The sequence below is a fragment of the Pseudonocardia sp. EC080619-01 genome (assembly GCF_001420995.1).
Classification (GTDB): Bacteria; Actinomycetota; Actinomycetes; order Mycobacteriales; family Pseudonocardiaceae; genus Pseudonocardia.
In genome coordinates this window covers 5,355,209-5,377,267 of record NZ_CP012184.1, presented here as the reverse complement: position 1 = coordinate 5,377,267, position 22,059 = coordinate 5,355,209, and the positions used below count along the sequence as shown (strand labels likewise).

Genomic DNA, 22,059 nt, shown 5'->3' with positions numbered 1-22,059 from the left:
GGTGGGAGCAGTCGACACGATGCCGTTACGGCACGGTCAAGTCAGGCGCCGGCGGCGTCCTGCCGGGCGAGCTCGGCGACCAGTGCGTCGGCGGCCGCCTTCAGCCTCGGGACGGCGGAGTCGACCAGGGTGTCGGTCATCCGGGTCGTCGGCCCCGAGATGGAGACGGCGGCCGGCAACGGCCCGTCCAGCGCGACGGCGACGCACCGCACCCCGAGCTCCTGCTCGCCCTCGTCGATCGCGTACCCGGTCGCACGGACCTTCTCCAGCTCGGCGCCGAACTGGTCGATGTCGGTGACGGTGTTGTCGGTGTGCCGGACGAAGTCGGTGTGCCGCAGGATCTCCCGCGCCCGGTCGGCCGGCATGCGGGCGAGCAGCGCCTTCCCGACGGCGGTGCAGTGCGGCGACACGCGGCGCCCGACCTCGGTGAACATCCGCATCGAGTGCCGGCCGGGCTCCTGGGCCACGTAGACGACCTGGTTGCCCTCCAGCATCGCCAGGTTGGCGCTCTCCCCCAGCTCGTCGACCAGGCTCGCCAGCCGCGGCTGGGCCCAGACGCCGACCAGCCGGCCCGCGGTGTCCCCGAGCCGCACGAGGCGGGGGCCGAGCGCGTACTCCCGCGACGACTGCTGCCGGACGTAGCCGCGCCCGGCCAGGGTCCGGACGAGCCGGTGGATCGTGGGCAGCGGCAGCCCGGAGCTGGCGGCGAGGTGGGACAGGCTCACGGTGCCGCCGGCGTCGGCCATCGCCTCGAGCAGGTCGACGGCCCGTTCGACGGCCTGGACGGTCCCGGAGCGCGCGGGGACGCCACCGGCCACCTCGGCCGCCACGTCGTCGTCGGACACGTTCTTCCGCATGACGGAAGTCTAGCCCTCGTCCGGCGCCGGGGCGTGGACCTCGGCGGCCCGCTCCACGACCTGCTCCACCGACCCGCGGCGCAGCAGCCGGCCCCGGGGCACCGCGCCCGCTCCGGTGTCCACGTCGTGACCGGCCAGGATCGTCCGGCGGACCACGCCGGCGAGCGACCGGCCGGCGTAGGCGCTGACCTTGTTCTTGTGGTGCAGCCGGGCCGGGTCGACGACGAACGCGGCGTCCGGGGCGAAGACGGTGAGGTCGGCGTCGTAGCCCAGTGCGACCTTCCCCTTGGAGGTGAGCCCGACCAGCTCGGCGGGCTTGGCCGCCATCCACCGCACGACCTGCTCCAGCCCGATGCCGCGCCGCCGGGCCTCGCTCCACACCAGGGACAGCCCCAGCTGCAGCGACGACACCCCGCCCCAGGCCAGCCCGAAGTCCCCGGAGTCGAGCAGCTTCAGCTCCGCCGTGGAGGGCGAGTGGTCGGAGACGATGCAGTCGATCGTCCCCTCCAGCAGCCCCTCCCAGAGCAGCTCCCGGTTCGACGCCTCCCGGATCGGCGGGCAGCACTTGTGCGTGGTGGCGCCGTCGGCGATCTCCTCGGCGAACAGCGTCAGGTAGTGCGGGCAGGTCTCCGCGGTGATCCGGACGCCGTCGCGGCGCGCGGTCGCGAGCATCGGCAGCGCGTCCGACGACGACACGTGCAGCACGTGCGCCCGCGCCCCGGTCCACCGCGCCCGCTCGATCACCTCGGCGATGGCGAGGTTCTCCGCGCCACGGGGCCGCGATGCCAGGAACGACGCGTACGCCGAACCGTGCGGGGTGGGCGCCTTCTCGATCGCCCGCGAGTCCTCGGCGTGGACGATCATGACGGCGTCGAACGTGGCCAGCTCGGCCATGTCCCGCTCCATCTCGTCCGCGTCGAGCGGCGGGAACTCGTCGACGCCGGAGTGCAGCAGGAAGCACTTGAAGCCGAAGACGCCCTCGTCGTGCAGGCCGCGCAGGTCACCGGCGTTGCCCGGCACCGCGCCGCCCCAGAACCCGACGTCGACGAAGGCCTGGTCGGCGGCGACCTTGCGCTTCACCTCCAGCGCCGCGACGTCGACCGTCGGCGGGATGGAGTTCAGCGGCATGTCGACGATCGTGGTGACCCCGCCGGCCGCGGCGGCCCGGGTCGCCGAGGCGAAGCCCTCCCACTCGGTGCGGCCGGGCTCGTTGACGTGCACGTGGGTGTCGACGAGCCCGGGCAGCAGCACCTCGTCGTCGGCGAGCTCGATCACCCGGGTGCCGTCGAGGCCGTTGCCCAGCGGCTCGATCGCGACGATCCGCCCCCCGGTGACGCCGACCTCCCGGGGCTGCTCCCCGGCCGTCGTCATGATCCGCTGCCCGCGGACCACCAGGTCGTAGCTCGTCACGATGCCTCCAGGGGGAATCCGGTGATCTTCTTGGTGCGCGGGGCCGCGTAGGTGCGGGACTTCGAGGTGGACAGGCCCAGGCGGACCAGCGACTCCGCCACGGTGACGGCGGCGGGGACACCGTCGACGACCGGCACGCCGGTCTCGGCACGGACCTTCTCCTCCAGGCCGGCCATCCCGCCGCACCCGAGGCAGATCACCTCGGCGCCGTCCTCGGCGACCGCCCGGCGGGCCTGCGCGACGATCGCCGCGACCGCCCGGGCCGGGTCCTCCTCCAGCTCGAGCACCGCCAGCCCGGACGCGCGGACCGACGCGCACCGCCGGTCCAGCCCGGCCAGCAGCAAGCGGTCGGAGATGAGCGGGACCGTGCGGTCCAGGGTGGTCACCACCGAGTAGCGGTGCCCCAGGTACATCGCGGTGGCGGCGGCCGCCTCGGTGATGTCGACGACGGGTACGTCGAGCATCTCCTGCAGACCCTCGCGGCCGTGCTCGCCGTAGCCGGCCTGGATCACCGCGTCGAACGGCTCGCGGTAGCGGGCGACGGCGTCGGCGACACCGACGGCGGCGAGGTAGCTCTCCAGATTGCCCTCGACGGACTCGGCGCCGAACCGCGGCGTCAGCCCGACGATCTCCGTCCCGGGCGCCGCGACGGCACGCGCCGACGCCGCGATCGCCTCGGTGACCGACTCGGTGGTGTTGACGTTGACGACGAGGATCCGCATGTCGCGCAGTCCTTCCGTTGCAACTCGGGAGGGCGGGGGTCAGTGTGGTCAGTGTGGTCAGTGCTCGGAGGACCGCACCGCGATGTGCTCGCCGGACACGGCACGGTAGTCCGCGCCGCGCGGGGCGACCAGGACCGTTCCGATCGCGGCGACCGCGGCGCCGAGGAACCAGGAGAACGGTGCGACGGCCTCCATCGCGGGGACGAACCCGGCCACGACGGCCAGGGCCGCCGAGGGGACGAAGACCGCGACCGCGCGCAGGTTGACCCCGCTCCGGTAGTGGTAGGCACTGTCCGGGTCCTCCGAGTAGAGCGCGGGCACGTCGACCCGGCCGCGCCGCACCAGCCAGTAGTCGGCCATCACGATCCCGAACAGCGGCCCGAGCAGCGCGCCCAGCACGCCGAGGAAGTAGACGATCACGACCGGGTTGTCGTAGAGGTTCCACGGCAGGATCACCAGGCCGAGCACGGCGCTGACGATCCCGGCCCGGCGGAAGTCCAGGACCGTCGGCATCAGGTTGGACAGCGCGTAGCAGGGCGCGACGAAGTTGGCCATGAGGTTCACCGCGACCGTCAGGACCAGCAGCGCGGCCGAGGCGAGCAGCAGCAGCGGCGTGTTCGGGATCGTGTCGACGACGTCGCTGGGGCTGGAGATTACCTGCCCGTCGATCCGGAACTGGCCACCGGCCAGCACGACGACCACGAACCCGAAGAACAGCGTGTTCGGCAGGATCCCCCAGAAGCTGCCCCGGCGGATCGCCGACGTGCTGGTGGAGTTGCGGGTGAAGTCGCAGAAGTTGAGGACGAACGTCCCGTAGATCGCCGTCCACAGAGCGGCACCGGCGAGGATCTGCACCCACATGGTGCCCCCGGTGAGGGGCTCGGGCACCGACCAGGCGATGTCGCCGCCGGTCTGCCAGAGCATCCAGCCGGCCAGCGCGGCCAGGGTGACCAGCACGACCGGCCCGGCGAACGCCTCGTAGCGGCGGATGCCGTCCATGCCGTACAGCAGGATGACGACCTGGATCACCCACAGCGCCAGGAAGCAGATCCAGCCGAGCGCGGACAGGCCGAGGAACGAGACCTCCTCCAGCGCCCCGGCTCCGGGGGCGACGGCCAGCACCATCACGGTGAGCACCTGGGTGGCGAGGTAGGTCTGGATGCCGAACCAGGCGATCGCGACGACGCCCCGGACCATCGCCGGCAGCTGCGCGCCCCGGACCCCGAACGAGATCCGGCTCATCACCGGGAACGGCAGCCCGGTCCGCCAGCCCATGTACCCGGCGACCGTCAGCAGGACGAACAGCAGCAGCGCCCCGATGCCCAGCGACACCATGATCTGCCAGGCGCCGAGACCGAGCGCGAACAGGCCGAGCGCGAAGCCGTAGTTGCCCAGGCTGTGCACGTCGACGGCCCAGAGCGTGAAGATGTTGTAGGCCTTCCACGACCGGCCCTCGACGCGGGTCGGGGCGAGGTCGTGGTTGTACAGCCGCGAGCTGAGATCACCGGGTACGGCGTCCTGCTCGGCGGAGGTGCCGGTCGTACCGGGGCGCGTCATCGGGCCACCTCTCCGCCGGTTCCGCGATACGGAACCGTTCTCTTGTCTGGCGGAATCACGCTATGGCGGCGGTCACGACGCCGTCAAGGGGTCGCCGCCGACCGGCGGCGCTTGACAGCCTTGACCGGCCGTGTTGCGATTCTCACCGCACTACGGAAACATCTTTCCGCATTGTGAAATCTGCTCGGAGGCTTCGGTGACCGCTCTCTTCTGTTCCGGCGACGCGATGCGCGGCGGACGGCTGCACCACAACGTGTCCGCGCACCCCTTCCTCGGGGCCGTGCGCACCGCGCCGCACTACCGGATGTACTCCGTGCGCGACGGGTTCCCGGCACTGCTCGAGGACCCGTCCGGCGGGGTCCCGCTGGCCGGGGAGATCTACGACGTCCCGCTCTCGGCGATCCGCACCGACTTCCTTCCGGACGAGCCGCCGGAGCTGGAGCTGACCGTCGTCGAGCTCGACGACGGCCGCGACGTCCTCGCCGTCGGCCTGCGGCCCGGCGTGCTGGAGCGGCAGGCCGACGAGCTCACCGACATCACCGCGCACGGCGGGTGGCGGGCCTACAAGGGCCTGCCCGACCCCGCCTGACGCCCTCGACGAGGAGGCACTGTGTCCACGTTCCCGTCCACGCCCCTCCCCCTGACCGTCAACTGTTCCATCGTCTTCGGCGACGTCCCGCTGCTCGAACGGCCCGCGGCCGCCGCGGCGGCCGGGTTCGACGCCGTCGAGTTCTGGTGGCCGTTCGACCGGCCCGTCCCGTCCGACCACGAGGTCGACGCGTTCGTGACCGCGGTGTCCGACGCCGGTGTCGTCCTCACCGGGCTCAACTTCGCCGCCGGTGACATGCCCGCCGGCGAGCGCGGGATCCTGTCCGACCCGGACCGCGCGACCGCGTTCGCCGACAACGTCGAGGTCGCGGTCGGGATCGGGTCCCGGCTCGGGACCACCGGCTTCAACGCCCTCTACGGCAACCGGATCCCCGGCGTCGCCCCGGAGGCGCAGGACGAGCTCGCCGCCGAGCACCTCGCCCTCGCCGGGCGCGCGGCCGCCCGGATCGGCGCGGTCGCGCTGCTCGAGCCGGTCAGCGGGGTCGACGCCTACCCGGTGCGGACCGCGGCCGACGCCGTCGCGGTACTCGACCGGGTCGGGTCCGACGACGTCCGGCTGCTGCTCGACGTCTACCACCTGGCCGTGAACGGCGACGACCCCGCGGCCGCGATCGACCGGTACGCCGGCCGGATCGGCCACGTCCAGATCGCCGACGCCCCGGGACGCGGCGAGCCCGGCACCGGCGGTCTGCCGATCGCCGGCCTCGTCGACCGGGTGCACGCCGCCGGCTACCGCGGCCGGATCTCGCTGGAGTACAAGCCCACCACCTCCGAGCCGTTCGCCTGGCTCGCCCGCCCGGAAGGAGCACGCGCATGAGCAGGACCGTTGCGTTCGTCGGACTCGGGATCATGGGCGGTCCGATGGCCCGCCACCTGGCCGCGGCCGGGCACGACGTCGTCGGGTTCAACCGCAGCCCGGAGAAGACCCGCGCGCTGGTCGAGGCAGGCGGGCGGGCGGCGGCGTCGGTCGCGGAGGCCGTCGACGGTGCCGACGTCGTCGCGCTGATGCTGCCGGACTCGCCGGACGTCACCTCCGTCCTCACCGACGGGGTGTTCGACGCCGCGAAGCCCGGCACGCTGATCGTGGACTTCTCGACGATCCGGCCGGACGTCGCCCGCGACCTGGCCGCGCAGGCGTCGGACCGGGGGCTGCGGATGATCGACGCGCCGGTGTCCGGCGGGCAGGCCGGCGCCGAGAACGCCGCTCTCTCGATCATGGTCGGCGGCGCGGAGGCCGACGTCGCCGACGCGCGCCCCCTGCTCGACGTCGTCGGGAAGACCGTCGTGCACGTCGGGCCGAGCGGCGCCGGGCAGACCGTGAAGGCCGCGAACCAGCTGATCGTCGCGGGCAACATCGCGCTGCTCGCGGAGGCGCTGGTGTTCCTGGAGGCGCACGGCGCCGACCTCCCGGCCGCGGTCGAGGTGCTCGGCGGCGGGCTCGCCGGATCGGCGGTGCTGAACCAGAAGGCGCCGAAGATGCTGGACCGCGACTTCGGTCCCGGTTTCCGGATCGACCTGCACCACAAGGACATGGGCATCGTGTCCGAGGCGTCGCGCAGCGCCGGGGTCGTCACGCCGGTGGCGGCCCTGGTCGCCCAGCTCGTCGCCGCGACCCGCGCGGCGGGCGACGGCGACCTCGACCACTCGGCCCTGTTCCGCACGGTCGCGCGCCTGAACGGGGCGGAGAAGTGACGCGCATGCGGGCCGTCGACGCGGCCGTGCGGATCCTGGAGATCGAGGGTGCGACGCAGGCCTTCGGCGTCCCGGGGGCGGCGATCAACCCGTTCTACGCGGCGATGCGCCGCCGCCGCGCCGAGCTCGGCGACCGCGCGGGCGGGATCGGCCATGTGCTGGCCCGGCACGTCGAGGGCGCCGCGCACATGGCCGAGGGCTACACGCGGTCGGGCCCGGGGAACATCGGCGTCTGCATCGGGACGTCCGGCCCCGCGGGCACCGACATGATCACCGGCCTGTACTCGGCGGCCGCCGACTCGATCCCGATCCTGGCGATCACCGGGCAGGCGCCGGTCGCGCGGCTGCACAAGGAGGACTTCCAGGCCGTCGACATCACGGCCATCGCCGCCCCGGTCACGAAGATGGCGATGACGGTGCTGGAGGCCGCGCAGGTGCCGGGCGCGTTCGCGCAGGCGTTCCACCTGATGCGGTCCGGGCGGCCCGGCCCGGTCCTGATCGACCTGCCGGTCGACGTGCAGCAGACCGAGATCGAGTTCGACCCGGACACCTACACGCCGCTGCCGGTGCACCGGCCCGCTGCCACCCCGGCGCAGGCGTCGAGGATGCTGGACCTGCTCTGCTCCGGGGAGCGGCCGGTGATCGTCGCGGGCGGCGGGATCGTCAACGCCGACGCGAGCGCCGAGCTCGTCGAGCTGGCCGAGGTGCTCGGCGTGCCGGTGGTGCCGACGCTGATGGGCTGGGGCACGATCCCCGACGACCACCCGCTGGCGGCCGGCATGGTCGGGCTGCAGACCGCGCACCGCTACGGCAACGCCACGTTCCTGGAGTCCGACGTCGTGCTCGGCATCGGCAACCGGTGGGCGAACCGGCACACCGGCGGGCTCGACACCTACCGGCGCGGGCGCCGGTTCGTGCACGTCGACATCGAGCCGACCCAGATCGGACGGGTGTTCGCCCCCGACTACGGCGTCGTCTCCGACGCCGGCGCCGCGCTGCGGGTGCTGCTCGACGAGGCCCGCCGCCGGCGCGACGCGGGCACGCTGCCCGACCGCTCGGAGTGGGCGGCACAGTGCCGGGAGCGGCGGGCGACCCTGCTGCGGCGCACCCACTTCACCGAGATCCCGATCAAGCCGCAGCGGGTGTACGAGGAGATGAACCGGGTGTTCGGCCCGGAGACCCGCTACGTCACGACGATCGGGCTCTCGCAGATCGCCGCCGCCCAGTTCCTGCACGTCTACCGCCCGCGGCACTGGGTCAACTGCGGCCAGGCCGGCCCGCTGGGCTGGACGATCCCGGCCGCGATCGGTGCCGCCGTCGCCGACCCGTCGACGCCGGTGGTCGCGCTGTCCGGCGACTACGACTTCCAGTTCATGCTCGAGGAGCTGGCGGTCGGCGCCCAGTTCGGCGTCCCCTACGTCCACGTCGTGGTCAACAACTCCTACCTGGGGCTGATCCGGCAGGCGCAGCGGGCGTTCGACATGGACTTCGAGGTGCAGCTCGGCTTCGACAACATCAACGCCGATCCCGAGAGCGCGCTGCCGAAGGGCTACGGCGTCGACCACGTCCGGGTCGCCGAGGGGCTCGGCTGCGTCGCGCTCCGGGTCGCCGACCCGGAGCTGCTGGAGCCCACCCTGCACCGGGCGTCGCAGCTGGCCCGCGAGCACAAGGTGCCGGTGGTCGTCGAGGTCGTCCTGGAGCGGGTCACGAACATCGCGATGGGCACCGCCGAGATCGACGCGGTGACCGAGTTCGAGGACCTCGCGCACACACCGGAGGACGCGCCGACCGCCGTCGGCCACCGCCGGTGAGCGCGATCCTGCTGGCACCGGACAAGTTCAAGGGCTCGCTCGACGCGGCCGGGGTCGCCGCCGCACTCGCCGACGGCATCGCCGGGGTGGCGCCGGACCGGGAGGTCCGGCGCTGCCCGGTCGCCGACGGCGGTGAGGGCACCGTGGCCGCGGCGCTGGCCGCGGGCTGGACACCGGTCACGGTGCCCTCGACCGGCCCCACCGGGGTCCCGCTCACCGCGACCTACGCCCGTCGCGGTGCGGTGGCGCTCGTCGAGCTGGCCGCCACCTCGGGGCTCGCGGTGCTGCCCGGCGGCGTCCCGGACCCGCTCGGGGCGGGGACCGAGGGGCTCGGCACGGTGCTCGCGCACGCCCTCGGTGCGGGGGCGACGGAGCTGGTCGTCGGGCTCGGCGGCAGCGCGACGACCGACGGTGGCGCCGGGATCCTGCGGGGGCTCGGTGCGCGCGTCCTGGACGGCGACGGCCGGGACCTCCCGCCGGGCGGCGCCGCGCTCGCGCGGGCCGACCGGATCGACCTCACCGGGCTGCACCCGCGGCTGCGCGGCACCCGGATCGTCCTCGCCGCGGACGTCGACAACCCGCTGCTCGGGCCGGACGGCGCCGCCGCGGTCTACGGCCCGCAGAAGGGCGCCGACCCGGCGCAGGTCACCGCGCTCGACGCGGCGCTCTCCCGGTGGGCGCGCGTCGTCGCCGGAGCGGCAGGCCGCGACCCGGCAGCACTCGCGGCAGGCCGCGACCCGGCGGCACTCGCGGGCGGCACCGGCGCGGGCGCCGCGGGCGGGGCCGGGCTCGGTCTGACCGCGCTGTGCGGCGCCACGCTGCGACCCGGCCTCGGCACCGTGCTGGACCTGACCGGCTTCCACGACGCGCTCGGCGGCGCCGGGCTCGTCGTCACCGGCGAGGGCCGGCTCGACGGCCAGACCCTGCACGGCAAGGCACCGGCCGGTGTCGCCGCCGCGGCACGGGCGGCCGGGGTCCCGGTCGTCGCCGTCGCCGGGGAGGTCGCGCTCGATCCGGCGGCCGTGCGCGCGGCCGGGTTCCGTGCCGCGCACGCCCTCGTCGACCTCGCCTCCGACCGGTCGGAGGCGATGACCGACGCCGCCCGGCTGCTGCGCCGGGTCGGCGCCACGATCGCCCGCCTCGTGTAGGAGGGCGGGCGGGTCACCCGCCCGTCGCCACCGCCCGGTCCCGGGCGGCCGGGGCGCCGGAGCCCGGCCCGTCGACCCGGTGGGTGTCCGCGCGCCGCGGCGCGGGGACGCCGGCGGTCCCGCCGGGTTCGCGGGACCCCGCGAGCTCGCGGACCGCGACCTCCGCGGACGGGTACGCGCTGCACCGCAGCAGGACCCTGCGGGCCGGGAGCGGGAGCAACTCGGCCCGGCCGCCGCACCCGGCGAGGTGGGTGTGCACGGCCCCGCCGCGGGTGCGGCCGACGAGCGAGCCGAGCGTCTCGACCGCGGTGCCGTCGAACTCGGTCACCCCGGTCACGTCCACCACCAGGTGCGCCGGGACCCGGCCGCACGCGCGCTGGGCGTCGAGGAGACGCCCGAGCGCGGCGACACCCGGGCCGTCCAGCCGTCCGCTGACCCGGACCAGCCGCACCCCGGGTGCCGCCGTCTCGACCGCCAGCCCGATCCCCGGATCCACCTGCACGTCGTCCTCCCTCGCCGTCGTCGCGGGCACGGACGGCCCGCCGGGGGGACCTACCCGGCGCCGGAGCGTCCACACCCGCGTGCGGACGACCGGTCCGGTCCGGTCGTCCGCACGACGGGCCGGCCGCGACCCACCGGAACGAGTGTGATACACATCACCGGTCTTCGGAACCGGTGCCGGGAGGACTTTCGGCCCTGACGAGCACCGGAGCACGGGGCGCACTCTCGTCGGGTCGGTCGCACCGGCCGACGACGGACCCGCCACCCGCCGCTGGGGAGCGGGCGGGTGGTACCCCGGTCGGGGTCGGCGCGCTCGGGACCGCCGGCCCCGGCCACCGTCGTGAGAGGCCGCAGACCGCGCACGGGGCCGGGACGCACCGCGCGGCAGTCGGCCGGACAGGGGTCAGGCGGGCGTGCGGCCGGAGCGCGGCACGACGGGCGGGCCGCGGTGCGATCCGCCGGTGCGCGACGACGTGCGCGACGCCGTGGTCGCCGCGGTGCCGGTGCTCGGCACCCGGCCCGGGCGGGGGCCCGGTCCGGAGACGGCCGCGCGCCACCGCGGCCAGCATCTCGAGGATCGACTCGAGCGACGGGTAGCGCCCGTCGGGAAGCGGTGCGAGCTGGTTGCGCAGCACTCCGCTGACCCCCCAGGCCTCGGCCTCGGCGATGACCTGCCAGCGACAGGCGGGCCACTGCAGGCCGGCCAGGACACGTCGCAGGTTCTCGCGCAGGTGCTCGACGTGCGGCGGGGCCGGCGGCGGGAGCGGGGGCGGCGGGACCGGCGCCGGCAGCGGCAGCCGGCGCCGTCGGGCGGGACCGTTCACGCGACCTCCCCCGTCCCGAGGTCGAGCTGCTGGGCGCCGGTGCACTCGGGGTCACCGTCGAGGTGCCGGTAGCTGAAGGTCGGCATCTCGGTGGGTGCGGCGGGGTCGGCGTGGCGGAAGATCCGGCACACGGATCCTTCCGCCACGGTCGACCAGCACCGCTCGCATATTCGTAGTCGGGGAGTGTTCTGAGGCATGGGTTCACCGCCAGGGCCGGGACTGGACACGTCCTGCCGCAGGGCCGCCTCGGGAAGGTCGGCGGACCGGCGTGCCGGACCGTCCGAGTGTGGGTGATGACACACCCCGGGTGCCACTCGTGGCGTCCGGTGCCACCCGCCGGGACGCAACCGGTCCCGATTTCCGGAACGGTCCGTGTTCGGACTCCCGCCTGCCGGGGTACGGGTCAGCCCCCGTCGCCGGCCCGGTAGGTCTGCTCCAGATCGCGGATCTCGCCGATGCCGGCGAGCTCGGCGAACGCGTCCAGCCCGCCGAGCCGGTCGAGCATCCCGGCCGGGGTCCCGTCCGCCTTCAGGCGCGCGAGCAGCTCGGTCATGCCCGCGGTCGCCGCCAGCAACGTGCCGACGGGGAACAGCACCAGGGCGAAACCGAGCTCGGCGAGCCGGTCGCGGGAGAGCGGCGGGGTCCGTCCGCCCTCGGCCCAGTTGAACACCAGCCTGTGCCCCTGCAGCGCTGTGGCGACCGTCTCGATGTCGGCCTCCGACGTCGGCGCCTCCACGAACAGCAGGTCGGCACCGGCGTCGGCGAACCGGCGCGCCCGGTCGATCGCCGCGTCGAGTCCGTCGACGGCGGCGGCGTCGGTCCGGGCGATGATCAGCAGGTCCGGATCGGTGCGGGCGTCGGCCGCGGCCCGGATCTTGGCCGCCATCTCCCCGGCCGGGACCACCTGCTTGCCGGCGAGGTGCCCGCACCGCTTCGGCATCACCTGGTCCTCGAGGTGCAGTGCGGCCACCCCGGCCCGCTCGTAGTCACGGACCGTCCGGATGACGTTGATCGCGTTGCCGTAGCCGGTGTCGGCGTCGGCGATCAGCGGCAGGTCGACGGCGTCGGCCAGCCGGGCCGCGTGCGCGGCCATCTCGGCCCCGCCCAGCAGCCCGACGTCCGGACGGCCGAGCAGGCCCGCCGTCGTTCCGAAGCCGGTCATGTAGACCGCGTCGAAACCCGCCTGCTCGACGAGCCGGGCGGACAGCGCGTCGTAGGCGCCCGGGGCGAGCACGGGCCCGCCCTCGTCGAGCAGGGCGCGCAGCCGGGCACGCCGGTCGCCGGGGGCGGGGTGGCTGATCAGGTCGGCCACGGGTGGCTCCTTCCGTCGTCGTAGGGGTGAGTGAACCCTGTGCACCGCACGGACGCACGCAGGGATCCGGCCGGGTGACACCCTCGTCGCGACGTCCCGGGGACGGGGGTTCTCCCCACTGTCCGCGGTGGTGCGGCCCGGAATGATCGGACGTCGTGACCGCCCCCCGGCCCGTCGCCCCGCGCGACCTCTCCGACCGTCTCCGCCATCCCGTCCCCCAGCTGTTCGTCTACGCCTTCGCGATCGTCCCGGCGATCGCGCTCGTCGCCGCCGTCCCGCTCGCCTGGGGATGGGGCCTGACCTGGCTGGACGCCGGGCTCGCGATCGGCATGTACGTCGTGTCGATGCTCGGCGTGACGGTCGGTTTCCACCGCTACTTCACGCACGGCTCGTTCAAGGCGACCCGGGCGCTGCGGATCGCGCTGGCGGTCGCCGGCAGCCTCTCGGTGCAGGGACCGGTCCGGCACTGGGTCGCCGACCACCGCAGGCACCACGCCTACGCCGACGCCGAGGGCGACCCGCACTCGCCGTGGCGGTACGGCACCTCCCCCTCCGCGCTGGTCCGCGGGTTCTGGCACGCCCACATGGGGTGGATCTTCGACCGCTCGCTGACCGACCAGCGCCGGTTCACCCCGGACCTGCTGGCCGACCCCGACATCGACCGCGTGCACCGCGGCTTCACCCTGCTCACGATCCTGTCCGTGTTCGGCCCGGGTGTGGTCGGCGGCCTGGTGACCTGGTCCTGGTGGGGCGCGTTCACCGCGTTCTTCTGGGCCGGGCTGGTGCGCGTCGCGGTCTCGCACCACGTGGCCTGGTCGACGAACTCGATCTGCCACATGATCGGCGAGCGCCCCTACCGGGCCCGGGACAGGTCGACCAACGTCTGGCTGCTCGCCATCCCGAGCATGGGCGAGTCGTGGCACAACATGCACCACGCGGACCCGACGTCGGCGCGGCACGGCGCCGGCCGCGGCGAGATCGACATCTCCGCCGGGACGATCCGGCTGTTCGAGCGGCTCGGCTGGGCGCACGACGTCCGGTGGCCGACCGAGAAGCGGCTCGCGCGGCTCGCGGCGAACCGGACCGAGGACGCCACGGCCTGACCGCTCCGGGCGGCACCCGGGGTCACCCCTCGGTCGCCGCCGGCGGGACGGCGTGCACCGCGCCGTCGATCCGCAGCCGGCACCGGTCGCCGGGTGCCCACCGCTCCCCCGGGGCCGTCCGTACCCGCACCGGCGGTCCTGCCGGTCCGTCCGGACGTGCCGAGACCAGCAGTGCCTCCCCGCCGAACTCGGTGCGCTCCACCACGGCCGGTGTCCCCGGCGCGGTCGGCCCGTCGATGAGCACCTGCTCCGGGCGGAGCACCACGACGACCGCGCCGTCCGGGCCGTCCAGGTCCGGCGCCGTTCCGGGACGGATCGGCGCGCGGCCCAGGACCGTCGTCGCGACGCCGCCGGTGCGGTGGGCCGGGAGCAGGGACGCCTCGCCGACGAACCCGGCGACCCGCGCGGTCGCCGGGGCGGTGTAGAGCTCGCGGGGGCTCGCGGTCTGGACCAGCACGCCGCCGTCGAGGACGGCGACCCGGTCGCTCACCGAGAGCGCCTCGCGGTGGTCGTGGGTGATCAGGACGGCAGTGCTCCCCGCCGCACGCAGCGCCGCGACGGCGTCGGCCCTGACCTGGTCGCGGAGGCCGGCGTCGAGCGCGGAGAACGGTTCGTCGAGCAGGACGACCGCCGGCTCCGGTGCGAGCGCGCGGGCCAGCGCGACGCGCCGCCGCTCCCCGCCGGAGAGCTCGTGCGGCATCCGGGCCCCCTTGTCCGCCAGCCCGACCAGCTCCAGCAGGTCACCGACCCGGCGGCGCCGCACCGCACGCACCGCGGCCACCTGCCGCCACCGCCCGGGGCCACCGGCCCGCAGCCCGAACCCGACGTTGCCGGCCACGTCGAGGTGGGAGAACAGGGCGCCGTCCTGCGGGACGAGGCCGACCCGGCGCCGCTCGGCGGGCGTGCCCGTGACGTCGGTCCCGAGGAGGCCGACGGTCCCGGCGTCCGGCCGGTGCAGCCCCGCGACCACCCGCAACAGGGTGGTCTTCCCGCTGCCACTCGCCCCGAGCACCGACACCAGCTCGCCGGGACCGGCGTCGAGGTCGACCCCGTGCAGGACGGGCGCGCCGCCGTACCCCGCGACGATCCCCCGCACCGACAGCGTCGTCCCCGCTGTCACCCCCGCTGTCATGCCCGGTCCCCCCGGACCAGCAGTGCCGCGGGCACGCACGCCAGCAGCAGCAGGGCCAGCGCCGCGGGGGCGGCCGCCCCGTAGGCACCGCGGGCGGTCTGCGCCCACAGCTCGGTCGCCAGCGTGTCCACCCCGGTCGGGCGCAGCATCAGCGTCGCGGGCAGCTCCTTCATCGCCGTCACCGTCACCAGCAGCCCGCCCGCGGCGACCCCCGGCCACGCCTGGCGCGCCGTCACCGTCCACCACGTGCCGGACGCGCTGCGCCCCAGCGTGCGGGCCACCTCCTCGACCTCCACCGGCACCCGCTCCACCGACGACCGCACCGCCCCCAGCGCCTTCGGCAGGAACAGCAGGGCGTAGCCGAACACCAGCACCGGCGCCGTCTGGTAGAGCCCGGGCACGACGGCCAGCGACAGGAACACCAGCGACAGCCCGACGACGACGCCCGGCAGCCCCTGCCCCAGGTAGGCCACCGACTCCACGGCGGCCACGACGCGCGAGCGGTGGCGCGCGGCCAGCACCCCGACCGGCAGGGCCAGGAGCACCGCGAGCACCGCAGCGGCGCCGGACAGCAGCAGCGTCCAGCCCGCCGCCGTCAGCAGCCGGGGCAGGTCGGCACCGACACCACCCGCCGCGACGATCCGCCCCACCAGCACCGCCGGTGGCGCCAGCAGGGTCAGCGCGGCGACCGTGCCGAGCCCGGCCACGCAGAGCGCCCGCACGGCGGCACCGGGACGGTGCGGGGGGATCCGGTGGGTCGCCGTCGTCGCGGGGGCCCGGGTGAACCGGCGCCGGGCCGCGCGCTCGGCGGCGACCAGCAGCAGCGTCAGCACCGCCAGCACCAGGGCGGTCACCGCGGCGCCGGTGCGGTCGATCGTGCCCTCGTAGGCGGCGCGGACCGCCCAGGTGAAGGACTCGTAGCGCAGCAGTGCGGGCGCCCCGAAGTCCGACAGCGTGTACAGCGCGGCGAGCAGTGTCCCGGCGAGTGCCGCAGGCAGCGCCTGCGGCAGCGTCACCGCGCAGAACGCGGCGACCGGGCCCCGGCCGAGGGTGCGTGCGACGTCCTCGGGGCCGGTGTCGGCGGCCCGCAGCGCGGCGGCCGCGGGCAGCGTCACGTACGGGGTGCAGGCGGCCACCAGCACCAGGGTGAGCGGAACCAGCCCGCTCGCCGCCGGCCGCACGGCGAGCACGGCGAACGCGAGCAGGTAGGACGGCACGGCCAGCGGCAGCGCGGCGAGCACCCACCACAGCCGCGGCCAGGGCAGCCGGAGGCGGACCAGCAGCGCCGCCGTCCCGAGGCCGAGGACGAGGCAGCCGGCGGACACGCCGAGCACGAGGACACCGGAGTTCACCGCGAGCTGGAGGGTGCGCTCGCGGACGAGCAGCGACCGGACCCGCTCGGGTGCGGCCTCCCCGACGCGGACCACCAGCCAGACGAGCGGCAGCGCGGCGAGTGCGGCGACGGACGCCCCGGCGGCCGACAGCGTCCGCGGGGTCCGGGAGCGCCGCGCGGCCGGGACGCCCGGAGCGGTGTGCTCCGGGGCCCCGGCCGGGCGGACGGCGGCGGGTGCGCTCAGAGCAGCCCGGCCTCGGTCATCATCCGGGTGGTCTCGTCGAGCGAGGCGAGATCGGACAGGTCGAGCTCGGGACCCGCGAGCTCGGCGAGCGCCGGCACGCCCTGGGGTCCCGGCACGCCCGCGACCAGCGGGTACTCGGTGGTCTCCTCGGCGAAGTACCGCTGCGCGGGCTCGGAGACCAGGAACCGGACGAGCTCCTGTGCCTCCGCGGACTGCGCCGCCCCGGTGAGGATGCCGGCGCCGGTGACGTTGACCAGCGCGCTCGCGGTGCCCGGATCCCCGAACCGGAGCTTCGCGCGCTGCATCGGGGTCTCCGCGCTGGTCCAGTAGTAGTGGTTGATCAGGCCGGCGTCGACGGTGCCCGCCTCCACCGCCTCCAGCACGGCACCGTTGCGCTCGAAGACCTGTGGCTCGTTCGCCGCCAGCGCGGTCAGCCACTGCCGGGTGGCCTCCTCGCCGTCGGTGACCCGCATGGCCGTGACGAACGCCTGGAACGACGCGTTGGTCGGCGCGTACCCGACCCGCCCACGCCACTTCGGGTCGGTCAGCTCCCGCACGTCACCCGGTGCCTCCGCCTCGGGGACGTCCTGGCTGTCGTAGGCGACGACGCGGGCCCGGCCGGTCAGCCCGACCCACGTCCCGTCGGTGGAGGTGAACCCGGCGGGCACTGCACCGGCGACGTCGGCGGGCAGCGGCGCGAACCGCCCGGCCCCGGCGAGGACGCCGAGGGCACCCGCGTCCTGGGACAGGTAGACCTGCGCCGGGGTGCCGTCGCCCTCCTCCTGGATCTGCGCGGCCAGCTCGGTGGTGGAGCCGTAGCGGGTGTCGACGGTGATCCCGCTCTGCTGCTGGAACTGCTGGATCAGCGGGGCGATCAGCTCCTCGTCCCGTCCGGAGTAGAGGGTCAGGGTGCGTGGCCCCTCGGCGGCCGGGCTCGCCGCCGGCTCGGCCGGAGCGGGGGCGCCGCCACCGCACGCGGTGACCAGCAGCGAGACGGCGAGCAGCGCGCCCGCCGCCAGGCCGCGCTTCGGGGATCGGATCACGTCGGAGTCCTCCGGATTCTCATGGCGGGGTGTCCGGAACGCGTCGGGTGTCCGATCACTCCCGTTCCGGGCGAGGGCAGGCTAACCTCGGTCGACGGTGGGGGGATCTCCCGAGAATTGAGGGGGTGCGTGGCCGTGCTGCGGGTGCTGCTGGTCGACGACCACCGGTCCTTCACCGACCTGCTCGTCCTCGGCCTGGGGGCCGAACCCGGGATCGGCGTCACCGGTGTGGCGCACACGGTCGACGCGGCGCACGCCCTGCTCGACGGCTGCGACGTCGTCGTGCTCGACGTCCGCCTCCCCGGTGGCGGTCTCAGCCTGCTCCCGGCCGCGCACGCGGCGGGTGCCCGGACACTCGTCCTCACCGCGCACCCGCGCCCCGAGCCCGCCCGCCGGGCGCGCGCGGCGGGGGCCGCGGGCTTCCTGGGCAAGGAGACGCCACTGGCCGGCATCGTCGCCGCGGTCCGCACCGTCGCGGCCGGCGGGACCGTGCACGGGACGGCCGTCCTCGAGCTCCCGCACCTGACCCCGCGCGAGCGTGACGTCCTCGGGTCGCTGGCCCGCGGCCGCGACGCGACCCGCATCGCCCACGAGCTCGCACTGTCCGTGCACACGGTGCGCGACCACGTCCGGGCGCTGCTCGGCAAGCTCGACGCCCGCTCGCAGCTGGAGGCGGTGGTCACGGCCGAACGTCTCGGCCTGGTCGCGCTCGATCCGGAGGGCGAGCCCCTGGCCGGCGGCCGATGAGCCGGACCGGCCCGCACCCGGTCCGGCGGGCGTTGCTCGGGCACGTCCTGGGCACCGTCGCGGCGGCGGCCCTGGTGTGCGCGCTCGTCACCGCCGGGGTCTGGTGGCTGGCCCACGACGAGGCGGAGCGACGGGCGGAGCAGGTCTCACGCCGGGTCGCCGCGGCCGTCGTCGTGCCGCTGGCGGACCGCGACCTGGCCGCCGCCGGCCCGGCGGCGCGGGACCGGCTGCTGGCGGACCTCGCCCCGTTCCGGACGGTCGGCATGGTGAGCCGGGTGAAGATCTGGCTGGTGGAGGGCCCGTCGGCGCGGGTGGTGTTCTCCGACGAGCCGCGGCTGGAGGGGTTCACCCGGCGGTTCGATCCCGACCTGGCCGCCCGGCTCGACGGTGGCGCTGCCGTCGTCCTCGCGGTGCCCGACGACCCCGAGCACCGCTTCGAACAGGGCGGCGGGCTGCGCGAGGTGTTCCTGGGGTTCACCGACGCGGCGGGTCGGCCGGCCCGGGTGGAGGTCTACGTCCCGGTCGACGTCGAGGGCTCGACGGCTCGCGCCGTGGGCCTGCTGGTGCCACCCGTGGTGGGCGGGCTGCTGGCCGTCGCACTCGCGGTGCTGCCGCTGTCGGTCGCGCTGGCGCGGCGCCGGGAGCGGGAACGGATCGAACGCCGGGACGCGGCCCGCTACGGGCTCGCCGCCGGGGAGCTCGCACGCCGCGACCTGGCCCGCCGCCTGCACGACGACGTCCTCCCCGGCCTGGCCTCGGCCGGGCTGATGCTGGATCTCGCCCCGGCCCGGCCGGAGCTGGTGAGCCGGGCACGGGAGACCGTCGGCGACGGCGTGCTCCGGATCCGCTCGGTTCTCGACGACCTGCTCCCCGCCGACGTCGACGCGGCGGGTCTCCCGGACGCGCTGCACCGGCTGGCCGCCGGCGGGGAGCCCCGCGCGAGCGTCGCCGTCCCCGGCGCGGCGGGCCTCCCGGACGCCACCGCGGTCCTGCTGCACCGGATCGCCGGCGAGCTGCTGCGCAACGTCCGCGCGCACGCCGCGGCGTCGGCCGTGGGGGTGGACCTCGCGGTCGGGGGTGGCCGGGCCCGGCTCACCGTCACCGACGACGGCACCGGGTTCGACCCGGGCCGTGGCCCCGAGCCGGGGCACATCGGCCTGCTGCTCGTGCGCGACGCCGCCCGCGACGCCGGTGGGGAGGTCACCGTCCGCAGCGCCCCGGGCAGCGGGACCACGGTGACCGTCGACCTCCCGGACGGCCGCTGACCCCGCACGGGCGGGGCGCGCGACCGATGTGTGCGTGATGTGCGCCGTCGCACTCTCGGCAAACTTGCGCATCGTGCACGTTCGCCGCGTACGATAGTTGCGTGACGTCAACTACTCGCTCTCCGGAGGAGGCCGCCGCCCACCGCCGCGCCGTGCTGCTCCCGCTCAGCGGTCTGCTCATGGCCCTGTTCGTGGGCGTGCTCTCCAGCACGATCGTGTCCAACGCGCTGCCGCGGATCCTCGGCGACCTGGGTGGTACCCAGGCCGAGTACACCTGGGTCGTCTCGGCCTCGCTCCTCGCGATGACGGCGTCCACCCCGATCTGGGGCAAGCTCGCCGACCTCTACTCCAAGAAGCTGCTCGTCCAGGCCGCGATCGGGATCTTCCTGATCGGCTCGCTGCTGTGCGGCCTGGCCACCGAGACCTCGCAGCTCATCGGCTTCCGGGTGCTCCAGGGCCTGGGCATGGGCGGGCTGCAGGCGCTGACCCAGGTCGTCATCGCGGCGATCATCACCCCGCGCGAGCGCGGCCGGTACATGGGCTACCTGTCGGCGATCATGTCGCTCGCGGTGGTCGGCGGCCCGCTGCTCGGCGGCGTCATCGTCGACTCCCCGCTCGGCTGGCGCTGGTGCTTCTTCGTGGGCGTCCCGCTGGCCGCGATCTCGCTGGTCGTGCTGCAGCGCACGCTGAACGTCCCGACCGAGCGCCGCGACGACGTCTCGATCGACTACGTCGGCGCCCTGCTCATCGCGGCGGGCGTCTCCGCGATGCTGCTGTGGACCTCGCTCGGCGGCAAGCAGTTCGAGTGGTCGTCGCCGCTGTCGTTCGGCCTGGTCGGCGGCGGTGTGGTGCTGCTGGCGCTGGCGGTCCTCGTCGAGCGCCGCGCCAAGGACCCGGTCGTCCCGCCGTTCCTGTTCCGGGACCGGACGTTCGTGCTCGCCACCGTCGCCAGCCTCTTCGTCGGCGTCGCGATGTTCGGCTCGACGATCTTCCTGTCGCAGTACTTCCAGCTCGCCCGGGGCGCCACGGCGACCGAGGCCGGCGTGCTCACCCTGCCGATGATCGTCGGCATGTTCCTGGCCTCGAACGTCGCGGGACAGCTGATCAGCCGCTACGGGCGCTGGAAGCGCTACCTCGTGATGGGCGGCGTGTTCCTCACCGCCGGCCTCACCCTCGGCGCCACGGTCATCTCCTCGACCGTGCCCTACTGGCAGGTCGGGCTCGCCATGCTGCTGGTCGGCCTCGGCGTCGGCATGACCCAGCAGAACCTCGTGCTGGCCGTGCAGAACACCGTGGCGCTGCGGAACATGGGCGCCGCCAGCTCGACGGTGACCTTCTTCCGGTCCCTCGGTGGCTCGGCGGGCGTCGCCGGTCTCGGCGCGCTGCTCGCCTCGGTGGTCGCGACACGGACGTCGTCGGGGCTCGCCGCAGCCGGTGTCGACGGCGGCGGGGCCACGCAGGGCGGTCAGGTCCCGAACATCGCGGAGCTGCCCGAGCCGGTCCGCTCGATCGTCATGGACTCCTACGGCCACGCGATCGCGGAGATCTTCCTGGTCGCCGCGCCGCTGGGTCTGCTCGCGCTGATCGCGATCCTGTTCCTGCGCGAGCAGCCGCTGCGCGACACCATCGACCTGGAGCCGGAGACCCCGGCCGAGGGCACAGCCGCGGCACCGGCGGTCCGCCGCGACGACACGCACGGCGCGGCGCCCGGCCCGGTGCTGCACGGCGTCGTCCGCGCCGACGGGGTCCCCGCACCGGGGGCGGTCCTCACCGTCCTCGACCGCAACGGGACCGAGGTCGGCCGCACCCGCGCCGACGACGACGGCCGGTACCGCGTCTGCGTCGCGACCGGCACCGTCTCCACGGTCTACCGGTGGGACGGCCGCCCCGCCGCGCACCGGCTGACCGTCCCCGCGACCGGCCTGCGGTTCGACGTCGACCTGGCCCCCTCGGCCGGGCCGGTCCGGCCCGAGGTCGTCTCGGTGATCGACCGGCCGGCACGGGAGAACGCGCGGGCCGACCGTGTCTGAGCAGCAGGCGCCGCCCGGGCGCCGGGAACGGAAGAAGGCCGCGACCCGGGCGGCGCTGGCCGCCGCGGCGTTGCAGCTGTGCAGCGAACGCGGTCTCGACCAGGTGACCGTCGAGCAGATCGCCGACGCCGCCGACGTCGCCCCGCGCACCTTCTTCAACTACTTCACCTCGAAGGAGGAGGCGATCGTCGCGGGGAACGCGGCGACCGCCGACACCCTGGTGGCCGCGTTCACCACCCGGCCCGACGACGAGCCGGTCGTCGTGGCGCTCCGGCACGCGCTGCGCGCCGTCGTCACCGATCCCGGCTATCTCGGCCGGGTCCGGCAGATGCGGGCGCTGCGCGAGTACCCGACCGTCGTGGCGCACCACATGGCGGCGTTCGCGGCGCAGGAGCAGGCGCTCGCCGCCGCCGTCGTCACCCGGACCGGGACCGACCCGGCCCGGGACCTGTTCCCGACGCTCGCCGCGGCCGCGGCCGTCACCGGGCTGCGGGTGGCGGTGCAGCACTGGCTCGGCGACCACGGCCCCGATCCGCGCGGGCCCGAGCTCACCGAGCTGGTCGACGAGGCGATGGCCGTGTTCGACGGTGGCCTGCGCGCCGTCGCCGGGGCCCCGGCCTGATCCGGCCGGGCCGCCGGGGATCATCACGGGCGTGACCGTCACGACCCTGGCGCTGCCCACACCGGCGCCGCTCGAGCTGACCGTGCACGCCGCCGAC

Annotated in this window: 21 protein-coding genes; 10 read left to right on the top strand and 11 right to left on the bottom strand. The window is 75.2% G+C overall.

Going from position 1 to position 22,059, the window contains the following annotated elements; all coding sequences use genetic code 11:
• Positions 1 to 41: 41 nt before the first annotated feature.
• Genes AD017_RS25195 through AD017_RS25180 form a run of 4 tightly spaced genes read right to left on the bottom strand, consistent with a single transcriptional unit; the run spans position 42 to position 4,546 of the window.
• Entirely contained in the window at positions 42 to 857 is an 816-nt protein-coding gene (locus AD017_RS25195) for an IclR family transcriptional regulator (protein ID WP_010228210.1), read from the bottom strand.
• 9 nt (positions 858 to 866) lie between these two features.
• Positions 867 to 2,228 (bottom strand): allantoinase AllB, encoded by a 1,362-nt coding sequence (allB, locus tag AD017_RS25190; protein WP_060576606.1) that lies wholly within the window; start codon positions 2,226 to 2,228, stop codon positions 867 to 869.
• 35 nt (positions 2,229 to 2,263) lie between these two features.
• Positions 2,264 to 2,989, bottom strand: coding sequence for an aspartate/glutamate racemase family protein (locus AD017_RS25185; protein ID WP_010228205.1), 726 nt, complete (start codon positions 2,987 to 2,989; stop codon positions 2,264 to 2,266).
• 57 nt (positions 2,990 to 3,046) lie between these two features.
• On the bottom strand, positions 3,047 to 4,546 hold the full coding sequence (locus tag AD017_RS25180; protein ID WP_060575763.1) for an NCS1 family nucleobase:cation symporter-1: 1,500 nt from the start codon (positions 4,544 to 4,546) through the stop codon (positions 3,047 to 3,049).
• A gap of 196 nt (positions 4,547 to 4,742) precedes the next feature.
• On the opposite strand from AD017_RS25180, the gene AD017_RS25175 reads away from it, so the two are divergent.
• Genes AD017_RS25175 through AD017_RS25155 form a run of 5 tightly spaced genes read left to right on the top strand, consistent with a single transcriptional unit; the run spans position 4,743 to position 9,806 of the window.
• Positions 4,743 to 5,135 carry a gamma-glutamylcyclotransferase gene (locus AD017_RS25175; protein WP_010228201.1) on the top strand — a complete coding sequence of 131 codons (393 nt, stop codon included), beginning with the start codon at positions 4,743 to 4,745 and terminating at the stop codon, positions 5,133 to 5,135.
• A 21-nt stretch (positions 5,136 to 5,156) separates the two neighbouring features.
• Positions 5,157 to 5,972 carry a hydroxypyruvate isomerase family protein gene (locus AD017_RS25170; protein ID WP_082398920.1) on the top strand — a complete coding sequence of 272 codons (816 nt, stop codon included), beginning with the start codon at positions 5,157 to 5,159 and terminating at the stop codon, positions 5,970 to 5,972.
• Complete coding sequence (locus AD017_RS25165; protein ID WP_010228197.1) at positions 5,969 to 6,847, top strand: 2-hydroxy-3-oxopropionate reductase; 879 nt, start codon at positions 5,969 to 5,971, stop codon at positions 6,845 to 6,847. The genes AD017_RS25170 and AD017_RS25165 overlap by 4 nt, the downstream gene beginning before the upstream one ends.
• On the top strand, positions 6,844 to 8,658 hold the full coding sequence (gcl, locus tag AD017_RS25160) for a glyoxylate carboligase (RefSeq protein ID WP_060575762.1): 1,815 nt from the start codon (positions 6,844 to 6,846) through the stop codon (positions 8,656 to 8,658). Before AD017_RS25165 ends, gcl begins: the two co-directional genes overlap by 4 nt.
• Positions 8,655 to 9,806, top strand: a complete 1,152-nt coding sequence (locus AD017_RS25155) for a glycerate kinase (protein ID WP_060575761.1) — start codon at positions 8,655 to 8,657, stop codon at positions 9,804 to 9,806. The genes gcl and AD017_RS25155 overlap by 4 nt, the downstream gene beginning before the upstream one ends.
• Before the next feature lie 13 nt (positions 9,807 to 9,819).
• Here the strand turns inward: AD017_RS25155 and AD017_RS25150 are convergent, their stop codons facing one another.
• The 4 genes from AD017_RS25150 to AD017_RS25140 all read right to left on the bottom strand — a co-directional run bounded on the left by AD017_RS25150 (position 9,820) and on the right by AD017_RS25140 (position 12,443).
• Positions 9,820 to 10,308, bottom strand: a complete 489-nt coding sequence (locus AD017_RS25150) for an STAS domain-containing protein (RefSeq protein WP_060575760.1) — start codon at positions 10,306 to 10,308, stop codon at positions 9,820 to 9,822.
• Positions 10,309 to 10,462: 154 nt separating this feature from the next.
• The gene (locus AD017_RS25145; RefSeq protein ID WP_060575759.1) at positions 10,463 to 11,131 is read right to left on the bottom strand and encodes a hypothetical protein; all 669 of its coding nucleotides are present in this window, start codon (positions 11,129 to 11,131) and stop codon (positions 10,463 to 10,465) included.
• Entirely contained in the window at positions 11,128 to 11,262 is a 135-nt protein-coding gene (locus AD017_RS37090) for a hypothetical protein (RefSeq protein ID WP_255357021.1), read from the bottom strand. Before AD017_RS37090 ends, AD017_RS25145 begins: the two co-directional genes overlap by 4 nt.
• Before the next feature lie 272 nt (positions 11,263 to 11,534).
• The gene (locus AD017_RS25140) at positions 11,535 to 12,443 is read right to left on the bottom strand and encodes an oxaloacetate decarboxylase (protein WP_010224463.1); all 909 of its coding nucleotides are present in this window, start codon (positions 12,441 to 12,443) and stop codon (positions 11,535 to 11,537) included.
• A gap of 155 nt (positions 12,444 to 12,598) precedes the next feature.
• Between AD017_RS25140 and AD017_RS25135 the strand changes: the two genes are divergently transcribed.
• Positions 12,599 to 13,546, top strand: coding sequence for a fatty acid desaturase (locus AD017_RS25135; RefSeq protein WP_060575758.1), 948 nt, complete (start codon positions 12,599 to 12,601; stop codon positions 13,544 to 13,546).
• A 22-nt stretch (positions 13,547 to 13,568) separates the two neighbouring features.
• On the opposite strand, the gene AD017_RS25130 is transcribed toward AD017_RS25135, so the two are convergent.
• The 3 genes from AD017_RS25130 to AD017_RS25120 form a co-directional block, all read right to left on the bottom strand.
• The gene (locus AD017_RS25130) at positions 13,569 to 14,678 is read right to left on the bottom strand and encodes an ABC transporter ATP-binding protein (RefSeq protein WP_060575757.1); all 1,110 of its coding nucleotides are present in this window, start codon (positions 14,676 to 14,678) and stop codon (positions 13,569 to 13,571) included.
• A complete protein-coding gene (locus tag AD017_RS37275; protein WP_304438053.1) occupies positions 14,675 to 16,105 on the bottom strand; it encodes an iron ABC transporter permease in 1,431 nt (476 codons plus the stop codon). The genes AD017_RS25130 and AD017_RS37275 overlap by 4 nt, the downstream gene beginning before the upstream one ends.
• 146 nt (positions 16,106 to 16,251) lie before the next feature.
• Positions 16,252 to 17,298: an iron ABC transporter substrate-binding protein gene (locus AD017_RS25120; RefSeq protein WP_227012579.1), complete on the bottom strand. Its 1,047-nt coding sequence runs from the start codon at positions 17,296 to 17,298 to the stop codon at positions 16,252 to 16,254.
• A 129-nt stretch (positions 17,299 to 17,427) separates the two neighbouring features.
• Between AD017_RS25120 and AD017_RS25115 the strand changes: the two genes are divergently transcribed.
• The 4 genes from AD017_RS25115 to AD017_RS25100 all read left to right on the top strand — a co-directional run bounded on the left by AD017_RS25115 (position 17,428) and on the right by AD017_RS25100 (position 21,962).
• Positions 17,428 to 18,045 (top strand): response regulator transcription factor, encoded by a 618-nt coding sequence (locus AD017_RS25115; protein WP_060575756.1) that lies wholly within the window; start codon positions 17,428 to 17,430, stop codon positions 18,043 to 18,045.
• The gene (locus AD017_RS25110; protein ID WP_060575755.1) at positions 18,042 to 19,310 is read left to right on the top strand and encodes a sensor histidine kinase; all 1,269 of its coding nucleotides are present in this window, start codon (positions 18,042 to 18,044) and stop codon (positions 19,308 to 19,310) included. The genes AD017_RS25115 and AD017_RS25110 overlap by 4 nt, the downstream gene beginning before the upstream one ends.
• A 101-nt stretch (positions 19,311 to 19,411) precedes the next feature.
• Positions 19,412 to 21,340: an MFS transporter gene (locus AD017_RS25105; protein ID WP_139323894.1), complete on the top strand. Its 1,929-nt coding sequence runs from the start codon at positions 19,412 to 19,414 to the stop codon at positions 21,338 to 21,340.
• Positions 21,333 to 21,962: a TetR/AcrR family transcriptional regulator gene (locus AD017_RS25100; RefSeq protein WP_010234245.1), complete on the top strand. Its 630-nt coding sequence runs from the start codon at positions 21,333 to 21,335 to the stop codon at positions 21,960 to 21,962. Before AD017_RS25105 ends, AD017_RS25100 begins: the two co-directional genes overlap by 8 nt.
• Positions 21,963 to 22,059 lie beyond the last annotated feature (97 nt).

Excerpts from the sequence above, each read along its gene's own strand:
- AD017_RS25195 (WP_010228210.1), bottom strand. The coding sequence starts at position 857 with ATGCGGAAGAACGTGTCCGACGACGACGTGGCGGCCGAGGTGGCCGGT.
- allB (WP_060576606.1), bottom strand. The coding sequence starts at position 2,228 with ATGACGACGGCCGGGGAGCAGCCCCGGGAGGTCGGCGTCACCGGGGGG.
- AD017_RS25185 (WP_010228205.1), bottom strand. The coding sequence starts at position 2,989 with ATGCGGATCCTCGTCGTCAACGTCAACACCACCGAGTCGGTCACCGAG.
- AD017_RS25180 (WP_060575763.1), bottom strand. The coding sequence starts at position 4,546 with ATGACGCGCCCCGGTACGACCGGCACCTCCGCCGAGCAGGACGCCGTA.
- AD017_RS25165 (WP_010228197.1), top strand. The coding sequence starts at position 5,969 with ATGAGCAGGACCGTTGCGTTCGTCGGACTCGGGATCATGGGCGGTCCG.
- AD017_RS25130 (WP_060575757.1), bottom strand. The coding sequence starts at position 14,678 with ATGACAGCGGGGGTGACAGCGGGGACGACGCTGTCGGTGCGGGGGATC.
- AD017_RS25110 (WP_060575755.1), top strand. The coding sequence starts at position 18,042 with ATGAGCCGGACCGGCCCGCACCCGGTCCGGCGGGCGTTGCTCGGGCAC.